This is a genomic window from Acinetobacter lwoffii, from assembly GCF_024129355.1.
GTDB classification, from domain to species: Bacteria; Pseudomonadota; Gammaproteobacteria; order Pseudomonadales; family Moraxellaceae; genus Acinetobacter; species Acinetobacter lwoffii_I.
Genome location: NZ_JAMXXP010000017.1, coordinates 17,720 through 36,800, shown reverse-complemented (window position 1 = coordinate 36,800; position 19,081 = coordinate 17,720). Strand labels below are relative to the sequence as shown.

The 19,081-nt window shown below is 42.6% G+C and carries 20 protein-coding genes; 13 read left to right on the top strand and 7 right to left on the bottom strand.

What is annotated here, in order from left to right:
- Positions 1 to 59 precede the first annotated feature (59 nt).
- Positions 60 to 1,067, top strand: coding sequence for a Holliday junction branch migration DNA helicase RuvB (ruvB, locus tag NI468_RS09685; RefSeq protein WP_005247592.1), 1,008 nt, complete (start codon positions 60 to 62; stop codon positions 1,065 to 1,067).
- Between the two features lie 30 nt (positions 1,068 to 1,097).
- Here ruvB and NI468_RS09680 read toward each other — a convergent pair whose 3' ends face one another.
- The 3 genes from NI468_RS09680 to NI468_RS09670 form a co-directional block, all read right to left on the bottom strand.
- Positions 1,098 to 1,583: a hypothetical protein gene (locus NI468_RS09680; RefSeq protein ID WP_252718443.1), complete on the bottom strand. Its 486-nt coding sequence runs from the start codon at positions 1,581 to 1,583 to the stop codon at positions 1,098 to 1,100.
- A gap of 61 nt (positions 1,584 to 1,644) precedes the next feature.
- The gene (locus tag NI468_RS09675; RefSeq protein ID WP_253101561.1) at positions 1,645 to 1,881 is read right to left on the bottom strand and encodes a hypothetical protein; all 237 of its coding nucleotides are present in this window, start codon (positions 1,879 to 1,881) and stop codon (positions 1,645 to 1,647) included.
- Between the two features lie 134 nt (positions 1,882 to 2,015).
- A complete protein-coding gene (locus NI468_RS09670; RefSeq protein ID WP_121979862.1) occupies positions 2,016 to 3,245 on the bottom strand; it encodes an acetamidase/formamidase family protein in 1,230 nt (409 codons plus the stop codon).
- A gap of 369 nt (positions 3,246 to 3,614) precedes the next feature.
- Here NI468_RS09670 and NI468_RS09665 point away from each other — a divergent pair, with 369 nt between their 5' ends.
- From NI468_RS09665 to pal, 7 genes are all read left to right on the top strand, one after another.
- Positions 3,615 to 4,958 carry an amidohydrolase gene (locus NI468_RS09665; RefSeq protein WP_253101559.1) on the top strand — a complete coding sequence of 448 codons (1,344 nt, stop codon included), beginning with the start codon at positions 3,615 to 3,617 and terminating at the stop codon, positions 4,956 to 4,958.
- 267 nt (positions 4,959 to 5,225) lie between these two features.
- Positions 5,226 to 5,633 carry a tol-pal system-associated acyl-CoA thioesterase gene (ybgC, locus tag NI468_RS09660; RefSeq protein WP_004645668.1) on the top strand — a complete coding sequence of 136 codons (408 nt, stop codon included), beginning with the start codon at positions 5,226 to 5,228 and terminating at the stop codon, positions 5,631 to 5,633.
- A 27-nt stretch (positions 5,634 to 5,660) separates the two neighbouring features.
- The gene (tolQ, locus tag NI468_RS09655) at positions 5,661 to 6,359 is read left to right on the top strand and encodes a protein TolQ (protein ID WP_004645669.1); all 699 of its coding nucleotides are present in this window, start codon (positions 5,661 to 5,663) and stop codon (positions 6,357 to 6,359) included.
- Positions 6,359 to 6,808, top strand: a complete 450-nt coding sequence (tolR, locus tag NI468_RS09650; protein WP_005103851.1) for a protein TolR — start codon at positions 6,359 to 6,361, stop codon at positions 6,806 to 6,808. Before tolQ ends, tolR begins: the two co-directional genes overlap by 1 nt.
- Positions 6,809 to 6,811: 3 nt before the next feature.
- Positions 6,812 to 8,107: a cell envelope integrity protein TolA gene (gene tolA / locus NI468_RS09645; RefSeq protein ID WP_253101556.1), complete on the top strand. Its 1,296-nt coding sequence runs from the start codon at positions 6,812 to 6,814 to the stop codon at positions 8,105 to 8,107.
- 203 nt (positions 8,108 to 8,310) lie between these two features.
- Positions 8,311 to 9,594, top strand: a complete 1,284-nt coding sequence (tolB, locus tag NI468_RS09640) for a Tol-Pal system beta propeller repeat protein TolB (RefSeq protein ID WP_253101597.1) — start codon at positions 8,311 to 8,313, stop codon at positions 9,592 to 9,594.
- A 54-nt stretch (positions 9,595 to 9,648) separates the two neighbouring features.
- Complete coding sequence (gene pal / locus NI468_RS09635; protein ID WP_004279115.1) at positions 9,649 to 10,221, top strand: peptidoglycan-associated lipoprotein Pal; 573 nt, start codon at positions 9,649 to 9,651, stop codon at positions 10,219 to 10,221.
- A 79-nt stretch (positions 10,222 to 10,300) separates the two neighbouring features.
- On the opposite strand, the gene NI468_RS09630 is transcribed toward pal, so the two are convergent.
- Positions 10,301 to 10,486 carry an NF038105 family protein gene (locus NI468_RS09630; RefSeq protein ID WP_004645674.1) on the bottom strand — a complete coding sequence of 62 codons (186 nt, stop codon included), beginning with the start codon at positions 10,484 to 10,486 and terminating at the stop codon, positions 10,301 to 10,303.
- A 180-nt stretch (positions 10,487 to 10,666) separates the two neighbouring features.
- Here NI468_RS09630 and NI468_RS09625 point away from each other — a divergent pair, with 180 nt between their 5' ends.
- From NI468_RS09625 to NI468_RS09605, 5 genes are all read left to right on the top strand, one after another.
- Complete coding sequence (locus NI468_RS09625) at positions 10,667 to 11,641, top strand: class 1 fructose-bisphosphatase (RefSeq protein ID WP_253101553.1); 975 nt, start codon at positions 10,667 to 10,669, stop codon at positions 11,639 to 11,641.
- A 51-nt stretch (positions 11,642 to 11,692) separates the two neighbouring features.
- Positions 11,693 to 12,469: a TrmH family RNA methyltransferase gene (locus NI468_RS09620; protein WP_044112049.1), complete on the top strand. Its 777-nt coding sequence runs from the start codon at positions 11,693 to 11,695 to the stop codon at positions 12,467 to 12,469.
- A gap of 167 nt (positions 12,470 to 12,636) precedes the next feature.
- Positions 12,637 to 13,251 carry an RNA polymerase sigma factor gene (locus NI468_RS09615; protein ID WP_004645678.1) on the top strand — a complete coding sequence of 205 codons (615 nt, stop codon included), beginning with the start codon at positions 12,637 to 12,639 and terminating at the stop codon, positions 13,249 to 13,251.
- Positions 13,248 to 13,565 carry a hypothetical protein gene (locus NI468_RS09610; protein ID WP_004279120.1) on the top strand — a complete coding sequence of 106 codons (318 nt, stop codon included), beginning with the start codon at positions 13,248 to 13,250 and terminating at the stop codon, positions 13,563 to 13,565. The genes NI468_RS09615 and NI468_RS09610 overlap by 4 nt, the downstream gene beginning before the upstream one ends.
- Complete coding sequence (locus NI468_RS09605) at positions 13,555 to 13,965, top strand: DUF3106 domain-containing protein (RefSeq protein ID WP_005252453.1); 411 nt, start codon at positions 13,555 to 13,557, stop codon at positions 13,963 to 13,965. Before NI468_RS09610 ends, NI468_RS09605 begins: the two co-directional genes overlap by 11 nt.
- 56 nt (positions 13,966 to 14,021) lie before the next feature.
- Here NI468_RS09605 and NI468_RS09600 read toward each other — a convergent pair whose 3' ends face one another.
- From NI468_RS09600 to hda, 3 genes are all read right to left on the bottom strand, one after another.
- Complete coding sequence (locus NI468_RS09600) at positions 14,022 to 16,433, bottom strand: CSLREA domain-containing protein (RefSeq protein ID WP_253101551.1); 2,412 nt, start codon at positions 16,431 to 16,433, stop codon at positions 14,022 to 14,024.
- A gap of 9 nt (positions 16,434 to 16,442) precedes the next feature.
- Entirely contained in the window at positions 16,443 to 18,242 is a 1,800-nt protein-coding gene (gene rbtA / locus NI468_RS09595; protein WP_005247619.1) for a rhombotarget A, read from the bottom strand.
- A 120-nt stretch (positions 18,243 to 18,362) separates the two neighbouring features.
- Positions 18,363 to 19,067, bottom strand: coding sequence for a DnaA regulatory inactivator Hda (gene hda / locus NI468_RS09590; protein ID WP_004645685.1), 705 nt, complete (start codon positions 19,065 to 19,067; stop codon positions 18,363 to 18,365).
- Positions 19,068 to 19,081 lie beyond the last annotated feature (14 nt).

Below are 19,081 nucleotides of genomic sequence, written 5' to 3'. Positions count from 1 at the left end.
TGAGACCGTGTCAAAATTACCAGCTCAAAGGATCACTAAAATATTGGTATATAAACGTTATGCAAGACCGTCTCATCAGTGGTTCTGAAAAACCCGAAGATCACTTCGATCGTGCCATTCGCCCGACTTCCCTAGATGACTATATCGGTCAACCCGTGGTTCGTGAGCAGATGGAAATTTTCATTGGTGCAGCCCGCGGCCGTGAAGAAGCCCTCGATCACACCTTGATTTTTGGCCCCCCAGGTCTGGGTAAAACCACGTTGGCCAATATTATTGCCCGAGAAATGGGTGGCAATCTTAAGTCAACTTCTGGTCCGGTTCTGGAACGTGCCGGCGACTTAGCCGCGATGCTAACCAATCTGGAAGAAGGTGATGTCCTGTTTATTGACGAGATTCACCGTCTTTCACCCGTGATTGAAGAAATCCTGTATCCGGCAATGGAAGATTATCAGCTCGACATCATGATTGGTGAAGGCCCGGCTGCGCGCTCGATTAAACTGGATTTACCGCCATTTACGCTTGTTGCAGCAACCACACGTGCAGGTCTACTCACCTCTCCGCTGCGTGACCGTTTCGGAATCGTGCAACGTTTAGAGTTTTATTCGGTTGAAGATTTAACCCATATTGTCAAACGTTCAGCCAATTTGATGGATGTACCTATGACGGGAGATGGCGCAAAAGAAATTGCCCGTCGCTCACGAGGTACACCACGTATTGCTAACCGTTTATTGCGTCGTGTGCGTGACTATGCTCAGGTCAAAGGTACCGGTGAGATCAATCAGGATATGGCCCAACGTGCTTTGGACATGCTCAAAGTCGATAAAGATGGTTTAGATACACTCGACCGCCGTTATTTATCAATGTTGCTTGAGCGTTTTGATGGTGGTCCTGCTGGCGTAGAAGCCTTGGCAGCAGCCATGGCAGAAGATTCTGGTACGTTGGAGGATGTCATTGAGCCTTACCTGATTCAGCAAGGTTATGTAATGCGAACTGCACGTGGTCGTATTGCCACCAATATGGCGTATTTGCAGTTTGGGATGGCACCGCCTGAACCGAAAGATAAGTGATTTAAAAAAGCAGCTTAGGCTGCTTTTTACTTAATTAAAGGATTCATCGGAATGTATAATTTCGGTCATAAAAATAAGCAAATCATTTATTTTCTTTGCTAGATCTTCTGTTTTTTCTTTGGTTTCCGCTTTACTTTCAAGAGTGGATAAAATAGAAAGCACTAGACGATTAATAAGCTCTATTTTTTCACTAAATTGATAGTGATTTTTGCTCTTATTATTTAAAATCAAAAACAAATGTAACGAAATCGCGCCAAGCTTATTAAAATCTTCATCCAATTGCTCATTGAAAGTGTCAAAGAATTTATCATAACTATTTTCTACTAAATATGCCCACGATTCATCTTCAATATTAGACAACTTTATAAGTAGAAATTTTAAAGTCAGTTTCACTGTACTAATATATTCAAAGGAAAGCTTCCTAAATTCAGCTCTGTCTGCCTCTTTTCTTTGAAATGATAATTCAAATTTTTTTTGGCTCTCTTGGCTTTTTATCAACTCTTGATTAGTAGTCAAAGTAATTTTCTCGGAACTTTTAATTTGTTCAATTAAAGAATCAAAGGATTGCTTAGTTAAATCAAAACTTTTCCGTCCATACCAATAAGCTAGCCAAGTCGCTAAACTTCCTAAAAATTAAAGCGATAATTACGGATAAAGCGAAAGATGATATTGCTGTTGTATCTGTCGAATGAGTGAGATTAAGTTCCATTTTCTTATTTGGATTTTCGACCATACTTGTAGTTTGTACTAAAGGTTGTTGTGGCACTGTCCACGGAAGCTGAATCATCACTTCATTATTATTCTGCTCTGCCACACCCCCCCCTTTTAACTTAAATGAATTTTTATTATCAACATTCTAAACATTTTCAAAGTATCACAAAAGAAAAAGCCAACTGACCATGCCTGAATCAGTTGGCAAAAGCACAAAACAAAAAACTAAATAAAAAATTACTTCTCTTCTTTTTTAAATTCCTTAAAGTCCGCTTTACGAATCATGGCGTGAATCCCTTTAGTTTTATCCACCACTTGCGATACTTCAAAGTCAGTGGCAGCACTTAAGTAGGCATAGGCAATTTCTTCAGAAATGCCATATTCATTGACCAGAAAACGGATCGCTTCACGGGTGGATTTACGCATGGCTTCATCTAAGTCTTCATCCAGACCCGGCGTAATCCAGAATTCAGCATTTTCAGCCAGCGGCTGTTTAATCTCTGCACCTGGAATTTTATCCTTGCCAGATTTAAGTAAAGTGAATTTTAAAGTCGCACGTGCCGAACCTTCCAAGGCAGTTAAAGCCACCTCACCATCACCTTGTACAAAGTGACTATCACCTGTATAGAACAAAGCACCTGGCACCTGTACAGGATAATAGGCCGTAGCCCCTGCTCCTAATTCATTGATGTCGATATTCCCGCCATAAAATGATGGTGGCACAGAGTGCACAGGCTCACTGGTATTTGGTGCAACGCCCATCGTGCCCATAAACGGATTCAGCGGGAAACGAATCGCTTTACCAGATTCAGTTTTTAAAACGCCTTCCCATACACCATCCGCATTTTTCTCAATGGGGGTAAAAATGGACACGTTGCCATAAGCATCAGGATTGGCTGGAGATGCATGCTCATGTTTCTGACGTTTCGGGAATTCGGGTAAGGTGCCTTTGCCATGACGGTTTGAAATCACGCCATAAGGTACACGCGGTTCAACTTTTAAAATCTCCACCTTTAGAATATCGCCCGGCATTGCCCCTTCTACATAGACAGGCCCGGTAATAATGTGTGGTCCATCTTTATGGAAATCATGTTTCAATTTGGAATTCGTGATCAGCTTGGCTTCATCCAATACATGCTCAGGCTTGACGCCTTTTGATGTGAAATATTTCTCTGCATTGCGGCCTTGATCTTCCAGCAGCCCTTCATGCGAAACTGTATCGAAAGTAACTGTGCTACCTGAAGGGACAGTCAAGACAGGTTTTGCATCTTTATTTGGCAGATAACCCCAAGTAATCGTATTTAAGGTACTCGGCACATAATAATGACCTTTATATTCACCACTTTTGAGTAATGTCGGTTTATTTTCCAGCTGTTTCAGTATCTTAAAGTCTTCAGCCCATAGGCTTGTCGAAATAAAACTTAAGCTTGAAGCTACTGCCAGAGATAAAGCCAAAGGTTTTAACATGTGTTCAATTTCCGTCATAAAAAATATTACGAAAGAGTGAATGCAATCTAAGTGCCAAAATAAGTTTAAGAGGTTTAAAAAATCTTCACTTCATTCAGATTATTGATATAGAGGTAATCGTTTTTATCCCTTTTTAGCCTGAAATTTTTATAATTTTCATACCTTATAAATATAAAAAATCAATTTAGATACATATTCTTACAATGTAAAAGAACAAATAAAGCTCTTTGAGAACAGATATTAACACCCAGAATACCTTTAAAGTATCAAAAAATACTTAGAGAGTTTTGGTCGAACTTAGATCAATATGCCATCCTAAAGAATCACTTTAACCATTTCAAATTCTTAAGGTTCTCCCGAAGTATGAATATGTATAAGCAGATATCCCTTTGTCTTCCTCTTCTTTTCTGTAGCCAGCTCAGCCTGGCCGACTGGATTGATGATTCTGTACAAGCTGCTGAAGCACACACCATCAAATTACGCCAGCATATTCACCAGCATCCTGAACTGGGCAACATGGAATTCAAAACCTCGGAGCTGGTCCAAAAAGAATTAAAATCCTACGGCATTGAAGTACGTAAAGGCTATGCCAAAACTGGTGTAATCGGTGTATTAAAAGGTGCAAAGCCCGGCCCCGTGATGGCCTTACGCGCAGATATGGATGCCTTGCCAATTAAGGAAACTGCACCCGTGCCTTTCGCCAGCAAACAAAAAGCCATTTATCAAGGCAAAGAATCTTATGTGATGCATGCCTGTGGTCATGATGCACATACTGCGATGTTATTAGGTGCAGCCAAAGTTCTGGCCGCCAATAAAGATAAAATTGCGGGGACAGTGGTATTTGTATTCCAGCCGGCTGAAGAAGGCGGTGCAGATATTGATAACTTCACTCATGGCGATCAGATTGGCTCACGTAAAATGATTGCCGACGGTGCCTTAAAAAATCCAAAACCTGAAGTGATTTTCGGGATGCATGTCATGGCAGGCATGCCAAGCGGCAATATCTTCTACAAAGATGGTGCGATTTTGAATAGTGCCGATCATTTACGTATTCAGGTGAATGGCAGTCAGGTACATGGCTCCATGCCTTGGGCAGGTAAAGACCCGATTTATGCCTCTGCCCAGATGGTGACCAATTTACAAAGCCTGATCAGCCGTAAAGCCGACCTGACCAAAGGGATGGGTGTGGTCAGTATTGGCAGTATTCAGGGCGGCACTACCGGTAACGTCATTCCAGATCAGGTCAATATGGTCGGGACTATTCGTTCCAATAGTGAAGATGTACGTCAGGGCATTTTAAAAGACTTGCCGAAAATGCTGGAACACAATGCCGCAGCCAATGACGTTAAGGTGAAAGTCGAAATTGCACCTTATGCACCAGTGACCACCAATGATAAAACCTTGACTGAATTGATGCGCCCAACCTTGGCGAGCGTGCATGGTGAAGATAAATTGCATGTTTTAGACAACAATGCCAGCGCCAGTGAAGATTTTGCTTATTATGGCCAGCTCATGCCATCGCTCTTCGTTTTTGTTGGTGCCACACCAGCAGATCAGGATCCGGCAAAAGCCGCACCGAATCACAACCCGAATTTCATTGTCGATGATGCGACCTTGAAAACCGGTGTCGAAAGCCATGTCCGTTTTATTCTGGACTATCCAAAAGTAGCTGAGCAGGTTCAGGCCAACTGGAAACAGAAAAATAAAGGCTAATCTTCTATTACTAAAAATGCGCGGCTCCAAGGACTCGCGCATTTTAGTATCTGCTGCTGTTTTATAAATGAGCTGTTAAGCGCTTAGTACTTCATCTTAGTGACTTCTCTCCAGATTTGACACCTTGTGCCATTGGTCTCAAGACTCACAATGCTAAACTTTGAACCGCTAAATTGCTTGACTGTTGGCAGGAATCCGGCAAACTCTAATCCCTTTCCTGCATCTAAAAACAAGCAAAAATTTCGAAAATCTGCATGGAACAAAACTATGGCGAATCACTTTGAATTCAATATCCGCGTTTATATTGAAGATACTGATGCGGGTGGCATTGTCTATCACGCCAATCATATTCGCTATATGGAACGTACCCGTACCGAATGGTTACGTGCCGCTGGAGTGAGCCATTACTGGCATCAGACAGACTACAATTTTGTGGTGCATAAAATTAATGTCAAATACATGCGTCCGATCCTGATGGATGATTTAATTACTGTTACGGCACGTGTCATTTCATGTAAAGCTTCATCATTTGTATTGCAACAAAATATTTATCGTGGTGAAATCATGCTTGCATCAGGTGAGGTTGAGTTGGCATGTATCAGTGCAGAGATGCGACCACGTCGACTCCCGGATGAAATCCGCGAACTAATTCAAAAAGAATTGGAACAAGACTAAAAAAATTTATTGGCACACGTAACAACTATGGCGACTCAGTTAGAATCATCTCTTCAAGTTTCAGATCTTATTTTACAAGCAAGCCCTGTCGTACAACTGGTGATGCTTTCTCTCCTGTTAGCCTCAATATATAGCTGGTATCTGATTGCCAGGCTCTATATGAGTTATAAAAAAGCCCAGGCCGATGATGAACATTTCCAGAAAATCTTCTGGTCTGGTGCTGAGCTGAATACCCTGTATAACAATGCACAACTCAACTCCAAACGCACTGGTCTTGAAGATATTTTCTATCAGGGTCTGGGCGAGTTTCTAAAACTGAAAAAACGCCATGCGCCGACTGCCCAGTCGATTGAAGGGACAGAACGTATTCTGCGTGTCGGTTTAAGCCGTGACCAAGGTCATCTGGAACAAGGTCTGGGTGCGTTGGCAAGTATTGGTTCGGTTGCACCTTATGTCGGTCTGTTCGGTACAGTCTGGGGCATTATGAATGCCTTTATTGGTCTGGCAGATGTCGATCAGGTGACTTTGGCGACAGTCGCACCCGGTATTGCAGAAGCACTAATTGCAACGGCGATCGGTCTGTTCGCAGCTATTCCAGCAGTATTGGCCTTTAACCATTTCACAGCCAAAGGTGAAACGGTCTACTCTGACCGTGCACTATTTGCCGAAGAAATGGTGGCGCTATTGCAACGTCAGTCTGTGGGCGTAACTCAGGACAAAGACTAATGGCGATTCAAGGTTCAGGACGCTTTCAGCGTATTAAAAAGCCACTGAAAAGTGATATGAATGTCGTACCATATATCGATGTCATGCTGGTACTGCTGGTGATCTTTATGGTCACTGCCCCGATGATTACCAGCGGCATCAAGGTTGACTTGCCTCAGGCCAATGGATTGCCGATCGAATCCAAGGATGCCCCGACCATTGTCACACTCAAAGAAGATGGTTCATATTATCTAGAATATAAAAATCAGGCGACTGGTCCAGTCACACTGGAAGAATTGACGCGTACTCTGGTTGATGCCCAAACCCAGGCGCAAAATGACAACAAGGTGCTCAATGTCGTGATCAATGGCCACAATACCCGTCCTTATGGCGATGTCATGGCCTTGATGTCCAGCCTGCAGGATGCTGGCCTTTCTCAAGTCGGTTTACTGACCAAACCCCTAGAATAAAGTATGAAAAATTATCAGAAACCGCCCTTTCAAAAAAAAGCAATTGCGATTGGATTTACGCTCGGCATCCATGCAGTGGCTTTGGTGGGCTTACTTTATCTGGGCATGAGTAATCCTCCTGAACCGCCAAAACAGATCAAAACCGTTCTGATCAAGCCAGAAGACCTTAAACCGGTGACTCGCGAAGAAACCGAATTTGAGGAAACTGCACATGAAAACGTCGCAGAAGAAATTACCCAAACTGCTGAACCCAGTATAGAACCGGCTCCTGTCATTCCAACTGCTGCCCCTGCTGTACCTGTGACTCCACCTCCGCCAAAAGTCGATACACAAAAAGCGCAGCAGGAGCTAAAAGCGGCAGAGGCAGCACAAGCCAAGGCTGCGCAGCAAGCAGCGGAAGCAGCAAAACGTGCCCAAGCCGCTGAACAGGCCAAACAGGCAGCAGCCAAAGCCAAAGCGGATGCAGCGCAAAAATCCAAGGCGGAAGCCGAAGCTGCACGCCAAGCTGAACTGAATGCACAACGCAAAGCCGATGCTGCTCAAAAAGCCAAACTGGAAGCACAGAAAAAAGCTGACTTAGCTGCCAAGCAAAAAGCGGATGCTGCAACAAAAGCCAAAGCAGAGGCTGATGCCAAACGTAAGGCTGAAGCTGCTGCTAAAGCAAAGGCAGATGCGGCAGCAAAAGCCAATAATGATGCAGCGGCGAAACGTAAAGCAGATGCGGATGCGAAAGCTAAAGCCGATGCAGCGGCTAAAGCCAAAGCAGACGCGGCAGCTAAGGCTAAAAATGATGCAGCGGCAAAACGCAAAGCGGACACTGATGCGAAAGCCAAAGCGGATGCGGCTGCTAAAGCAAAAGCCGACGCTGATGCCAAACGCAAGGCAGATGCCGACGCTAAGGCAAAAGCGGATGCAGACGCCAAGCGCAAAGCAGATGCCGAAGCAAAAGCCAGAGCTGATGCAGAGGCCAAAGCTTCAGCCGCTAAACAGGCTGCTGAAGAAGCTGCACAGAAAAAAGCGGAATCAAAACGGATTGCATCCACTGCGAAGCGCGATTTTGAAAACAAAATCAAACGCGCCTGGGATATACCAGTCGGATCATCAGGCCAGCGTGCGACTGCACGTGTAACCCTGAATGATAATGGCGGTGTGGTCTCGGTCATTGTGAATTCAAGTGATTCAGACATGAAAGCCAGTGTAGAAGCTGCAGTCCGTGCTGCTGCACCTTATCCAATGCCTTCCGATCCAGATGCACGCCGTGAAGCACGAAGCTTTACCTCAACCTTTACTGCACAATAAAAACGGAGCCATCACATAATAATGTTGTGATGGCTTTTATTTTTTAAGCTAAACTTCACTTTAAATTGATTAAATAATATTCACTTTTCACAGTGTCATAACAGTTTGGTCATAAATTCATGGTTTTATTCTATTAAATCCATGCGATGATGTAGCCCAAGCACCTATACAATAAATCCGTTGATTTGAGTAAATAACGAATGATGGAAAAGACTCGCAAACATCTACTCTGCCTCGCAATCATTAGCGCTTTAAGCCCTGTATTGGCAACCCAGTCCTATGCCCAATTGCATCTGGAAATTACCAAAGCACCTGAAGCAGCACCTAAAATTGCCGTTGTACCTTTCAGCCAAGATCAGAGCATTTATCCTATTGTGGAAAATGACCTGAATCGTTCTGGCCGCTTTACCAGTGCTTCAAAAAACCTGCCTGCAACAGCGACATTGAATAATCCGAATGCAGAAGCTTGGGCATCGGCTGGTGTTCCCTATGTAGTCACCGGTTCATCCAAGACCACAGCCGATGGTTCTTTTGAAATCCAATATCAGCTTTATGATGTCGAAAAAAAACAATATCTATTAAATGAATTGCTGACTGTTCCAGCCTCACGCACCCGTCAGGCAGCGCATATGATCAGTGATGCCATCTATCAGGCATTGACCGGTATTCCGGGTGACTTTAGCGGACGTATTGCCTATGTGCTGCGTAATCCTGCTACGCCGGAACAACGCTATACCTTGCAGATTGCCGACACCGATGGCGAACAGCCAAAGACTATTTTGACCTCACGTGATCCGATCCTTTCTCCGGCATGGACACCAGACGCCAAAAAAATCGCTTATGTGTCGTTCGAAACCAAACGTCCGGCTATTTATGTACAGGATCTGGCCACAGGTCAACGTGAAAAACTGGCCAGCTTCCGCGGTTTGAATGGCGCGCCGAGCTTCTCTCCAGATGGCAAGAGCATGCTGTTTACTGCCTCTATGCACGGCAATCCAGAAATCTACCAGATGAATCTGGAAACGCGTCAACTACAACGTATGACCAATGACAGTGCCATTGATACTGAAGCACGTTATTCGCCAGATGGAAAATCTTTTATTTTCACTTCTGACCGTGGCGGTTCTCCACAAATTTACCGCCATGATCTTGAATCAAGTAGCAATAAACGCTTGACCTTCCGTGGAGCATTCAACGCACGCGGTACGCTAAGCGCAGATGGTAAAAAACTTGCATTAGTTCATCGTCCAAGCGGCAGTAACTATCGAGTTGCGGTTCAAGATATGAACTCTGGTGTGAATAATATTCTGACGCCAACGACGCTGGACGAATCGCCGAGCTTCTCACCAAATGGCCAGATGGTGGTCTATGCCACCCGTGAAGGTGCACGCGGACTTTTATCGATCATGTCGCTGGATGGCCGCTTCCGTATGAATTTACCAAGTGAAACGGGCGAAGTCCGTGAACCGGCTTGGGCACCAAAATAATATTTTTATATTGATAAACCCTTTACCCCATAATCAAACTTCATGGAGATGAAGATGAACAAAGTAAAATTATTTGCCTTACCACTTTTAGCAGCAGCTGTTGTCATGACAGGTTGTGCGAGCCGTAAGCCTGCTGCTGAAGTTCAAACGGGCGGTTTAGATACGACCGGTACAACAACTGTGAATACTCAAGGCCTGAGTGAAGATGCAGCACTGAATGCACAAAACATGGCAGGCGCTTCTGCAAAAGGCGTTACTGCAGAAAATAAAGCATTCTTGGCAAAACGCGTGGTGCATTTTGACTATGACAGTACTGAACTCAGCAATGAAGATCTAAATACGTTGCAAGCCCATGCGCAGTTCCTAATGGCCAATGCCAATTCACGTGTAGCACTCACTGGCCATACCGATGAACGCGGTACCCGTGAATACAACATGGCACTTGGCGAGCGTCGTGCCAAAGCAGTAGAAAGCTTCCTGGTAACGACTGGTGTTAATCCTGGTCAATTGGAAGCAGTCAGCTATGGTAAGGAAATGCCAATCAATGCGGGCCATGACGAAAATGCCTGGAAAGAAAACCGCCGTGTAGAAATTAATTATGAAGCGGTACCACCATTGTTGAAATAATTTTCATTCATGATGGTTTCATCAAATAAAAAGCACTCAATCATGAGTGCTTTTTATTTGCTTCAATGAAAGAATCGGTCTACTTGGGAAGCTGATCTTGTTCAGCCGGATGCATCGATTCGATCAGGTCATGTTTATTGAATTGTTTGTACTCTGGTTTTGCTTCATAATCCCGCCAGGCTTCTTTCATCTTGTCTTCAGAGATATCATCTAAAGTAATGCCTTCGCTTGGCGTTGGAGTCGCATCAAACTTCAATGTTGTCATATCTGTGCTCCTATTCTCAATTTTCCTTTGTCTTCAACATAGCACTTTCCGCAGGAGTTGCAAGGGCAAAATCGATACAAATAATCCAGTTTAATTTTTCTTTTAGTACGTTCTCATCTAAAATATAGCCGCATATCGTTTTGATCATTTTTTCCCGATTTAAGTTTTGGAGTTTCCCCTATGTCATACCGCACTTTATCCCAGTTTTTACAACAACAAAGCGGGAATCTCACACCTGAACTTGCACAAGTTATTGAAACGATTGCAAACACTTGCAAAGACATTGATCAATTACTGCAAAAAGGTGCTTTAGCGGGTGTATTGGGAAGTGCACAGCATGAAAACGTTCAAGGCGAAGAGCAAAAGAAGCTGGATGTCATTTCTAATGACTATTTGATTGATGCCTTGCAGGAACATCCAAATGTGGGTGGTTTGGCCTCAGAAGAACTGGATGAATTCACCCCTGCACAAGAAAATGGTCAATTTCTGGTATTGTTCGATCCATTAGACGGTTCAAGCAATATCGACATCAATATGTGTGTTGGTACCATTTTTTCGATTCTTCCTGCAAAAAATGCCGTGACTCAGGCAGAAGACTTTATGCAAGCCGGTGTTCATCAGGTAGCTGCAGGTTATGTGCTTTATGGTCCATCGACCATGTTGGCATTGACCGTCGGCGCAGGCGTAGTGTTCTTTACCTATGACCCTGAGACTCAAGAATTCCTACTGACTTCTGAAGCAATTCAGGTAGCTGCAGATACTAAAGAATATGCGATCAATGCGTCGAATCAACGTCATTGGGAAGCACCAGTACAGCGTTATATCGATGAATTGTTAGCAGGCAAAACCGGTCCTCGTGAAAAAGACTTCAATATGCGTTGGGTTGCTTGTATGGTGGGCGACATTCACCGTATTCTTTGCCGTAGCGGTATCTTCATGTATCCATATGACCTTAAAGATCCGGCTAAAGCTGGCCGTCTGCGTTTAATGTATGAAGCTAACCCAATGAGCATGCTCATGGAACAGGCTGACGGTGCATCAACTACAGGTCGTGTGCGTATTCTTGAGATCGAACCGACAGATCTACATCAACGTGTGCCAGTGATCATTGGTTCTAAAAACGAAGTTGATCTTGTGACCAGCTACCACAACTAATTTTTATAGCGGTAGTCGATATTGAATCGGCTGCCGTGGATTATATCTCCCATGCCAACTTTTTTTCTTGATTCAAAAGACAATCCAAAGATTAAACACTTACGTGGTTTAATCGAACAAAATACTTATCGTAAAAAACAAGGTCAAACGGTTTTAGAAGGCACGCATCTGTCTCTCGCCTGGTTACATGAAAACCGTAAAATTGATTCTATTTTCACCACTGAACATGCACTTTCACATCCTGATTTCGAGAAAATTCTCGCAAAATACACAGGTATGGTCTTTGTTCTAAGCGAGTCTTTATACAAAGATTTAAGTACCTTAGGAACATCTTTAGCCTGTTTAGCTGTGGTGACTTTACCAACAGCAAATTATGCATTGGATTTTAAAGCAGACACTTTGATTCTGGAAAATGTACAGGATCCGGGTAATGTAGGCACCCTGCTTCGCTCTGCTGCTGCTGCCGGTATTGAACAAATTGTGTGTACCAAAGGTTCTGCATCGCTCTGGTCTCCACGCGTATTACGTGCCGGTATGGGTGCACATTTCACACTGCAAACCTTTGAAAATATTTCGCTTGAACAAATTCTTGAGCAATTTCAAATCCCTGTTTATGTAACCAGCTCACACCGTGCTGAAAGCCTATATTCAAAAGACTTACGTAAACCTTGCGTGTGGATTCTGGGCAATGAAGGCCAAGGCGTGTCTGATTATGCGATGCAACATGCTGAAGCCGTGAGCATTCCGCAACCTGGGGGTCAGGAATCACTGAATGTCGCCATTGCGGGTTCGATCTGTTTTTTTGAAATGGTACGTCAACGTATCTAATTAGGGATTTAGGTTACAGTGTTTTAATACGACCCTGCCCGTGTATAAAATAGATTAAACTACAAAAATAATAAACTTAATTGTCAACCAAACCAGGATTCCCAACGTTATATGATTATGAACTTGGGAATAATGGTGGGTGTCCAATGACAGGATTTTCCATCTCTATGGACTTAGCACCAAAACAGTTGCAAACACACGATGTAAGTATTCTGAAGAGTACGGCTGAAGCACGTCTGAAGAATTTCATGCAGGATGTGACTGGGCGTGCCTTGGTGATGATGGAAAGTGCGACTCAAGGTCATCATGGTATTGCCATGGATCTGGTTCAGGAAGCTTTCATTTCCTTACACAAATCCTATGCAGAAAAAAGTACTGAAGAATGGTATCCCCTATTTTATACCATTCTCAACAACAAGTTACAGGACTGGCGTCGTAAAGAGTCACGGCGTGGTCAAATGTTTTCATTTTTCAAGAAAGTCAGTCTCGATGACGACGAAATTGAATTTGATGATGTCGTCGATGAATCAACACCAACGCCGCTGGACTTTCTCGATCAGGCAGTCACTGCTGAAGAAATCCAGGAAGCGATTGCAAAATTGCCTGTGCGTCAGCAGCAGGCATTTATGCTAAGAGCTTGGGAAGGATTTGATACGCATACCACCGCACAGATTATGAACTGCACAGAAGGCAGTGTAAAAACCCATTACCACCGTGCTATCCAAGGCTTACGCGCCTCTTTAGCACATTTAAATCCATATCTGGGAGGGTCATCCGAATGAATCAAGATGATTTCTTAAAACAAGTAACTTCCAAACTTGATGGACTGGCACAACAACATAAAGACAAACCTGTTGTCATGCACCATGTTCTTGAAGAAATTCAGGATTCAAAACATTCACGCTTTGCATTTCTAAAAATGTCAGGTTTTGCTTTGGCAGCTGCGATTGCAGGCATTGTGGTATTACCGAATCTTTCGGACCATAACGAGCCGCAAACTCAAATGGTGTCAGTCCCAAAACTGTCTCCGCAAATGCTTGAAGATTTAGAAATGTTAATGGTTTTAGGTGAGGACAAAGTTCCACATGGCAGCTAAAAAATTGGCGATTGCTTTTTGTGCATTCAGTTTTCTGCAAACCAGCTTTGCAGGATTTGAACGTTTTTGGCTATTTTCCAAGGATGCGAATACCCAAGTAACTGATACTTGGGATAGTCTTTCTGATTCTGAACAATTGGCACTGATTAAACGTTATCAATCTTTAAAAGAAATCCCCGAACAACAACGTGTTAGCTTACAGCAGCGTATGGACTGGTTTACTCAACTCCCTAATGCGGAAAAACAAAGAATGCGTGAGACTTGGCAAATGATGAGCAGTCAGGAACGCAAAGAACTGGGCGCACGTATGCAAAAAGCGTCTCCTGAGCAACGCCTTGCCATTCGCGAAGAATACATTCTCAAATATCAGCAAGTGACTCAGCAGCCTAACTCGCATTAAACACTTAATATAAAAAAGCCTCCATATGGAGGCTTTTTTGATGTTTCAATCATATTTTATTTTCTTAAGCGTCGATAACCTGCAAGCCCTAATAATCCTAGTAGCCCCCACATTCCAATTGCCCCACCACCACTTGAGGACGTATTCGTATTTTTAACTGTATTACGTAACAAGATTGTCGCTTTTTCTGACATTTTTTCATCAGCATCAAAAATCGCATAATCCATGCTGTAATTTGCCTGGCTTAAATTATTTTTTACAGTAAATGTCAGCTGTCCACCATAACAGGTCTGATTTTGATAGGTATCAGGACATGCTCCTTGTCGCTCTGCCTTCAGTGAAACTCCCGCAGGCAGCTTAACAATATGAATCGGGATCTCTTTTCCATCTTTATCTTGATAAAAAGCCGACTTTCCTGATGGTAGAGGCCCATCCCCATCATCACTATCATTTTCAAGCGGATTTACCGTCACTGTAAGATTATTCTCTGGATTAAGCCGATATTCATCATCTTTTGTAATCGGTGCAATGTTGTTAAAAGCTGCTCTTAAGAGGCCAGCACTGCTCGCACCTGTAGCCCGGTCTTTAAGGGTATAACTACAGAACTCCATATCAACCGAACTGGTCTGCTTACCATCAGTGCGATACATCATGATCCGGTTTAAATCAGGTTTCCACTCACATTTAAGATTTGGATCATTTGGATTTCCTTCCACAGTGGTCGAATTGCCTGTACCAACTAACTTACCAACACCTAAAGTTTTTACACTGACCTCATAATTTTGTGAATTTAAGGCTTTAATTTGAATCTTATCATTGGTTAGAGTTTCTTGAGGCATAGCCAAGATAAAAGGATTAATATAGATTGCACGATATTTCTGATATTGCTTGGTATATTTGAGCAAATCCTGATAACTTTTCAATTCTTCCTTTAAACCAGGAAGCTCATTTTCTGGAGTATTTTTATCAGCAATGATTTCTTCGAGATCATCTATATTCTCCTGATAAAAGTCATTGAGTTCTACCAAACTCTTATTTTGCAAGTCCGTAATATCGGCTGCAGTCAAACGTCGGATTTCAACTGAGCCGATCTCGCAAGTATTTTTTGCACTTGGATCAAATGTTAATGTGGATCCAATCACACGATCAATACCACGCTGGTCTTGTTCAATACAGCCACTCACTCCGATATCTACCAAATCCGTTGCGGTCTGATTATCACGCGGGTAATATAGCCCTAAATAGCGATTATCAATAGCAGGCTCAATATAATTTGTTAATAAACTGCTGATTATATTGTTAGAGACATCAAGATTATTTGAAGTAGTATCTTCGTCTAATTCTGGCAATACGCAACGTGATGGCCCAGTCGTTTGAATTGCATTTCGAATTGTAGAAAATTCAACACGTTGTGCCTTGGTCGGATTCCCCTGATTTAAGGCATATTCACAAGACAGGCCTTGGTTAAAGGCTAAAACATTGAAATTAAAATATCTAAAACCGGTATTGTCATAAAATAAAGTAGATTGGGCTGTATTTTCAACAATAGTATTACTTAATGCAGTTAAACTGGAGAATTTACTGAGGGGACGATTAACTTCATTCGTCATACGCACAATATGTCCTGTGGTACTTGCAGTATTCTTCGCAATAGTAGAGTTAACAATTTCTACTGTGGCATAGCCACAAAAATCAATAATACTGTTAGTAATATCTGAACCATTTTTAACAATACTACTGGAATTAATTTTCACATTGGTTTGAGTTGTACCCAAATTTCCCTGACAGTCCATTGCCAAAACACTACCATATGAACTCGCCTGATTTTTTTGAATCAAAGAATCCTGAATGACAATATTCCTTTCCGTATTCATTGCTACACTATAAATCGCCCCACCTTCTGCAGCTGCTCGGGAATTTACTATTTCACTGGTATTAATACTTAAAGGCCCGGCTACATAAAAAGTACCGCCATTCCCTTTATCCAAGGTATTTATTGCTGCATAGCCATCCTTTAAGATCAGATGATGAATTTCCAGACTGGATTGACTGGCCATACTATTAAATAATCTGGTTTTCCCCTGACCCGAAATAGTACTTTTTAAAGCCTCCCGGGTTGGATATAAAAGCGTAATCGGACTACGACTAGCATAGTTAAGCGGAGTTTTCCCATAAATTTTCAGCGCTGACTCTACGATCAGCTCTCTATCTAATTTGTACTCGCCTGCTTCAAGCTGAATCACATCTGCAGCTGAACCATCTAACCGAAGTGTACGTCCTACATTACATCCGCCATAAGATTTATCCAGTTTTGCAGTTTTAATGGCTTCTCGCAAAGAACAGGCATTATTATTCTCGCCATCTTCATCAGCAAAAGTAGTTACATATATCGTTTTATCTTCGGCTGCCATCAAACTCATGGCAGATAAAATCATGGCCGCAAGCAGTCCTTTTTTATAATTTTTCATGATTTTTCCTTAATCTTTTAATCCACGGCGTAAACCTATTAATCCGAGTAAAATCAGTAGCCCACCACCACCCCATGAGCCGCCTGAAGTTTTGACTGCTTTGTCTTCCATTTCATTTTTTGGCTCCTGAACAATTTGAGTAGTAATAGTCAAATAAGGTTTACTTTTATTAAACCGTGTCGATGAGGTCACCACTTGTAGTTCGAAAATATCTGCTCCATGCCAGGTAGAATCCGGGGTATAAACGACATTGCCATGAATATCGATGATTGTTTTACCCTTGGAAGCTGTTTTGGTTTGTACCACTTTCAAACAGCCATCTTGCCAAGGCTCCCCCGTCGGATTCTGACCAACAATGGCATTACACTGTTCTTTTGGAATTAAATCACTATCTCCCAGATAAGATTCAATTGAAAACTTGGCAATTTCACCCTTTAACAGATCTTGTCCCACCAGACTGCCTGAGATTGGTATCGTGATTTCAACAGCACCACGATCACAAAACAGATTATCCATCAAACGGTTGATCCCGCGCTGATCTGCCGCTTCACATGCTACCGTTGGATTTGCTAAACTCAATCCTGTGCCTCTATTCACAATCGGTGATTCACTCACAAGGATATAGTTCAACAAAATTCGTGGGCGCATATAACCGAGAAATTGTCCTTTAGGAACGCTATATGGACAAAGTATGGCATTATTATTTTCTTGTAGGGTCTGACAAATACCTTCACTTTTATCTGAGGATTCAGCAAAAAGTCGTGTACCATTCCAGAACTGGTTCGGCGCGACGGCATCCCCTACACCACACGAGGCTGTCAGCAGATTATTTTGCGACACAGACTTATCACCAGTGATAATTTGGCAATCCTGTGTACCATTTCTTAAAATAATACTATTCGCTACATAAGCTCTTCCATACGGTGCATGGATATTTAAAGCAGTATTTTCATTGTCAACTATGGTGAGATTATTCAATCCCATCCCGTCCAGGACATTAATAAATACACCCTTATTTTTTAGTATCGTACTACTTAATACCTCCCCACTAATACCTTGATCTTTACTGGAGTCAGCAAACTGTCCCGCGCTATAAATATTGGTCGCGGAATTATCCAGTGTCTGATTATTTTTAAGTACACTTTGATAAATGAGGAAAGCAGGTAGCTCGCTATACAGGATCCCGCCTCGTTGGGCTTTATTATTTTCGATCAGACTATTTTTAATTTGTGCACGGCTTGTTAAGTTCTGACCAAACTTGCCAGCATTATAAATTGCCCCACCCAAGTTGGCAGCAGCATTAAATAGACGGTTATATTCTAGAATTAGCTGACCTTTATTATAAATTAGGCCACCTTGTTCAGCACAACTGGTTTTACCACAGCCTTCAAGATCCAGTTCTTTCAAATTTAACTGAACCAATGTATCTGTACTGTTGATCCGGAAAAGGTTATCAGTACCTTTCATTTGAATATGAGCATTATGCAAGCCTAATGCTTTTTCATCCGTACTGAATTCGCCATCACTTTCTGCGACCGCACGGATGGTAAGAGATTTTTTAATCGCGATATGCTGGTTCAACACATAGGTATTTTTTTCTTTTAAAATAATGGTACTGGATGAGTTCTCCCCACCACACCCCATAAAACCTGATTTAGCTAAGCCACGGTTAACATACTCAACAGCTTCTCGAAGTGAACATTCCTTGTCATCTTTTTCAATATCTTCTGTAGTGGTTACAATAATATCTGCACTATACGACTGCCCCGCTATACATAGCAAAGCTATGCCTATGCTCTTCTTGAGCATAACCTTCTCCTTAATTTTTATTTCTTTCTTTTTCTTCTAAAGTTGCAGAATCCTTGCAACAGCGAATTATTTTGCCTTACTGTGTCATAGACTGAGTAATTACTCAAGAATTTTTATATTTTACCGATATTCGTCAATCAAGGCATATATCTGCCGCAGATTAGCATTGCTGACTTTCAATTTTTCCCCTTTAAGCAATTGAATAATCTGCTCTAATCTTTGAAGCAGCACTGAAGTTTGATGTGGCCCATGGCTGAGTAAATAGTCAAAGATTTGAGGGTCTAAATGGATCCCACGACGATCGAGTACCGAGGAAACCAGCGCATAGCGATCAGCATACAAACTGCCACTCGGAACACGGGTACTGACCGCCTGCGTGAGACGGGATTGTAAATCTGGCAATTCGAGTTTGAGTTCGATAGGTGCAAAACGTGACGAAAACACCAACTGCCCACCACCTTCATTATTATAATTAATCAAGTGAAATACTGCGCGTTGCCAATGGGGTACGCCACTAATCGCTTCGATATCATCAAGTGCTACCAGATCAAAACGATCTAGAGAAGTAATCGCCTCAGTCGGTGCATCTAAAAGCTCAAGCAAAGATACCTGAATTGCAGATTTACCTACTTCCAGATAAGAGTCACAGATGGCAGACAACAAATGACTTTTACCTGTACCGGCTCCCCCATAGACATAAAATTGGTTGATCAGGCCTGCATGTAATTGACGGACAGCATCAATGACATGCCCCCAACCCGGCCCTGAAAAATCACTGATTCGGGCATCGAGCTGAGGTTCTATATCTAACTGCAATTGACGCATACGATTTTGTGGCC